This is a genomic window from Mesorhizobium sp. M2A.F.Ca.ET.039.01.1.1 (assembly GCF_003998035.1).
Classification (GTDB): Bacteria; Pseudomonadota; Alphaproteobacteria; order Rhizobiales; family Rhizobiaceae; genus Mesorhizobium.
The window spans coordinates 1-3,874 of the sequence record NZ_RZRY01000593.1; the positions used below are offsets into that span (position 1 = coordinate 1).

At 64.0% G+C, this 3,874-nt stretch carries 2 protein-coding genes; both read left to right on the forward strand.

Annotated features, from left to right (window positions below):
- On the forward strand, positions 1–1,435 hold a 1,435-nt coding region (locus EOA24_RS29990), incomplete at its 5' end, for an ABC transporter substrate-binding protein (RefSeq protein ID WP_133374676.1).
- Positions 1,436–1,582: 147 nt separating this feature from the next.
- Positions 1,583–3,874: FAD-dependent oxidoreductase (locus tag EOA24_RS29995; protein ID WP_133374677.1), on the forward strand; the 2,292-nt coding region annotated here is incomplete at its 3' end.

The window sequence follows — 3,874 nt, forward strand, 5'->3', positions numbered from 1 at the left end:
CATCAAGGACATGAAGGATCCGCGCGCCTGGGACTGGTCGGAAATCGCCAATGTCATGCGCCAGTGCAACGACTACATGATCCGCTACACCACCGACTTCACCTTCGAGGGCCATCTGGTCGAGAGCTGGGAGGTAAGCGACGACGCCACCGAATACACGCTGCATCTGCGCAAGGGGGTGAAATGGTCGAACGGCGACGACTTCAATGCCGACGACATCGTCTACAACATCGAACGCTGGTGCGATAAGACGGCCGAAGGCAATTCGATGGCCGGCCGCATGAGCTCGCTGATCGATCCCGCCACCAAGAAGGCCGCCGCCGGCGCGATCACCAAGGTCGACGACCATACGGTGAAGCTGAAATGCCGCCAGTCTGACGTCACCATCATCCCCGGCTTTTCCGACTATCCGGCCGTCATCGTCCATCGCGACTTCGACAAGAACGGCGCCGACATGCTGAAGACGCCCGGCACCGGTCCGTATGAGCTGATCTCCTACAAGGTCGGTGAATCCGCTTCGGTGCGGCGGCGCAAGGACTTCACCTGGTTCGGCGGCGAGCCCTATCTCGACGGTGTCGACTGGGTCGACTACGGATCGGACGCCTCGAACCCCGCCATCGGCAGCGCCTTCGAGGCCGGCGAGATCGACTGCAACTACCAGACGGTCGGCGGCACCGTCGACCTCTATGACAGCATGGGACTGGTCAAGGAGCAGGTGGTCACCGCAGGCACCATCGTGCTGCGCACCAACGTGACCAACAAGCCCTACGACGACAAGCGCGTCCGCAACGCCATCCAACTGGCGGTCGACAATGAGACCGTGCTGAAGCTCGGCTATAGCGGTCTCGGTCAGATCGCCGAAAACCACCATGTCTGCCCGATCCATCCGGAATATTACGAGCTGCCGAAGGTTCCGCGCGACCTGGCCAAGGCCAAGGCCCTGATGGCCGAGGCCGGCCAGACGGACCACGAGTTCGAGCTCATCTCCTACGATGCGGATTATGTGAAGGACCCGGCCGACGTCGTTGCCGCGCAGATGCGCGACGCCGGCTTCAAGGTCAAGCGCACCATCATCCCGGGCTCTTCGTTCTGGAACGACTGGACGAAATATCCGTGGTCGACCACCGACTGGGGCATGCGGCCGCTGGGCGTGCAGGTGTTGGCGATCGCCTATCGCAGCGGCGAGGCGTGGAACGAGTCCGGCTATGCCAATCCAGAGTTCGACAAGAAGCTCAACGAGGCGATGGCCGTCGCCGATCCGGCCAAGCGCAAGGAACTGATGAAGGAGGTGGAGTTCATCCTGCAGGACTCCGGCATTCTGGTTCAGGCGTTCTGGCGCTCGCTCTACCGCCACCATGCCACCTATGTGAAGAACCTCGGCATGCACCAGACCTTCGAGCTGCAACTGGACAAGGTCTGGCTGGACAAGGCCTAGATCGGGCGGATCGATGCAATATTCAGGGGCGCATCCGCGCCCCTGAATTCACCGGCGACTGCGATCGATCAGTCAGCTAAATGAAATCCCAAAGCGCTGCCAAAGAGCGCGAAGCAAGTCGCCGAACAAAGGGAAGAAAGCTCAACTATGCGTACTCATGCACAAGCCGTTGTCATTGGCGGCGGCCTGATCGGCTGCTCGATCCTTTATCATCTGGCCAAGTTCGGCTGGACGGATGTCGTGCTTCTGGAGCGCAGCGAGCTGACCTCCGGTTCGACCTGGCACGCGGCGGCCAACATCCACGGGCTGCATGATTCCACCAACATCAGCCGCCTGCAGCACTACACGATGGCGCTCTACAAGGAGCTGGAAGCCGAGACCGACCAGGGCTGCGGCATCTTCCAGCCGGGCTCGCTCTATCTCGCCCAGACCGAGGCGCGCGAGCATCAGTTGCGGCTCCAGGAAGCCAAGGCGCGTCGCTACAAGATGAATTTTTACGAGGTCGGCCGCGACGAGGCGGAGCGGCTGCATCCGCTGGTCGATTTCGGCGGCATTCGCTGCATCATGTACGAGCCGGAGGGCGGCAATGTCGATCCGTCCGGCGTGACGGCGGCCTATGCCGCGGGCGCGCGCCAGCGCGGCGCCGAAATCCATCGCTTCACGCCGGTCACGGCGACGGAGGCGCAAGCGGACGGCAGCTGGATCGTGCGCACGCCGAAGGGCGACATCCGCACGCAATGGGTGGTCAACGCCGCCGGCCTGTGGGGCAGGGAGGTCGCCGCCATGGCCGGGCTGCAACTGCCGCTGATCCCGACCGAGCACCAGTATTTCGTCACCGAGACCATTCCCGAAATCGCCTCCATGGGCCGGCGCCTGCCTTCGGTCGCCGACCGCGACGGCGAATATTATCTGCGCCAGGAGGGCCTGGGGCTGCTGATCGGCGCATATGAGCGCAACATGAAGTTCTGGGCCGAGGAAGGCACGCCGCTGGATTTCGGCCACGAGCTGTTTCCCGACGATCTCGACCGCATCGAAGAAAACATGATGCGCGCCGTCCAGCGGGTTCCCGCGGCGGCCACCGCCGGCGTCAAGAAGGTGATCAACGGTCCGATGATCTGGTCGCCGGACAGTGCGGTTCTGTTCGGGCCGGCTCCGGAGCTCAGCAACTATTTCTGCTGCAACGGCATCATCCCGGGCTTCTCGCAATCGGGCGGCATGGGCAAGCTCGCGGCCGAATGGATGATCGAGGGCGAGCCCACGCTCGACATGTTCGGCTGGGACATGGCGCGCTTCGGCCACTGGGCGGGCAAGACCTTCACCAAAGCCCGGGTGCAGGACCAGTACAGCCACCGCTTCAAGATCCATTTCCCGAACGAGGAGCGCGCCGCCGGACGTCCGGTGCGCACCCGGCCGGTCTATGAGATGCAGAAGGAAATGGGCGCCGTGTTCGGCCTCAATTTCGGCTGGGAGCATCCGTTGTGGTTCGCCGCGGCAGGCGAGCCGCGCGAGGAGACGGTCGGCTTCACGCGCCAGAACTGGTGGGGGCCGGTCGGCCGCGAGGCGCGCATGCTGCGCGAGCATGCCGGCATCATCGACATCTCCAATTTCGCCAAATACGAAGTGAAGGGCCCGGGCGCGGAAGCCTGGCTGAATGCGCTCTTCGCCAACCGGATGCCGGCTAAGGTCGGCAACTCCTGCCTCACGCCGCTGATCGGCAAGCGCGGCGGCATCGCCGGCGACTTCACCGTGACCAGACTGGCGGAGGACGAGTTCATGGTGATCGGCTCGGGCATGGCCGAGCGTTTTCATCAGCGCTTCTTCAAATCGGTGCCGCTGCCCGAAGGCACAACCTTCCGCTCGCGCACCGAGGAGCTCGGCGGCTTCAATGTCGCCGGACCGAAATCGCGCGAATTGCTGCAGCGGCTCACCAATGACGACCTGTCGAACGAGGCCTTCCCCTTCATGCGCTCGCGTCAGATCACCGTGGCCGGCGTCGATGTCGTGGCGCTCAGGGTCTCCTTCACCGGCGATCTCGGCTGGGAGCTGCACTGCAAGGCTGCCGACCAGGTCGAGCTCTACAGCGCGCTGCTCAAGGCGGGCGCGGAAGTCGGCGCCGGGCCGGTCGGCTCGCGGGCGCTGATGTCGCTGCGCGTCGAGAAGGGCTACGGCAGCTGGAGCCGCGAGTACTCGCCGGAATACTGGCCGCAGGAAGTCAAGCTCGATCGCCTGATCAAGACGGACAAGGACTTTCTCAATCGCGACGCCTATCTCGCCGTCGCCGAGAAGCCGGCGCGGGACGAGCTTATCATGCTTTCCGTCTCGGCCAAGGATGCCGACGCCACCGGCGGCGAGCCGATCTTCCTGCCGGACGGCACGCCGATCGGCCAGGTGTCGTCGGGGGCCTATGGCTATTTCGTCGACCAGTCGCTGGCGATGGGC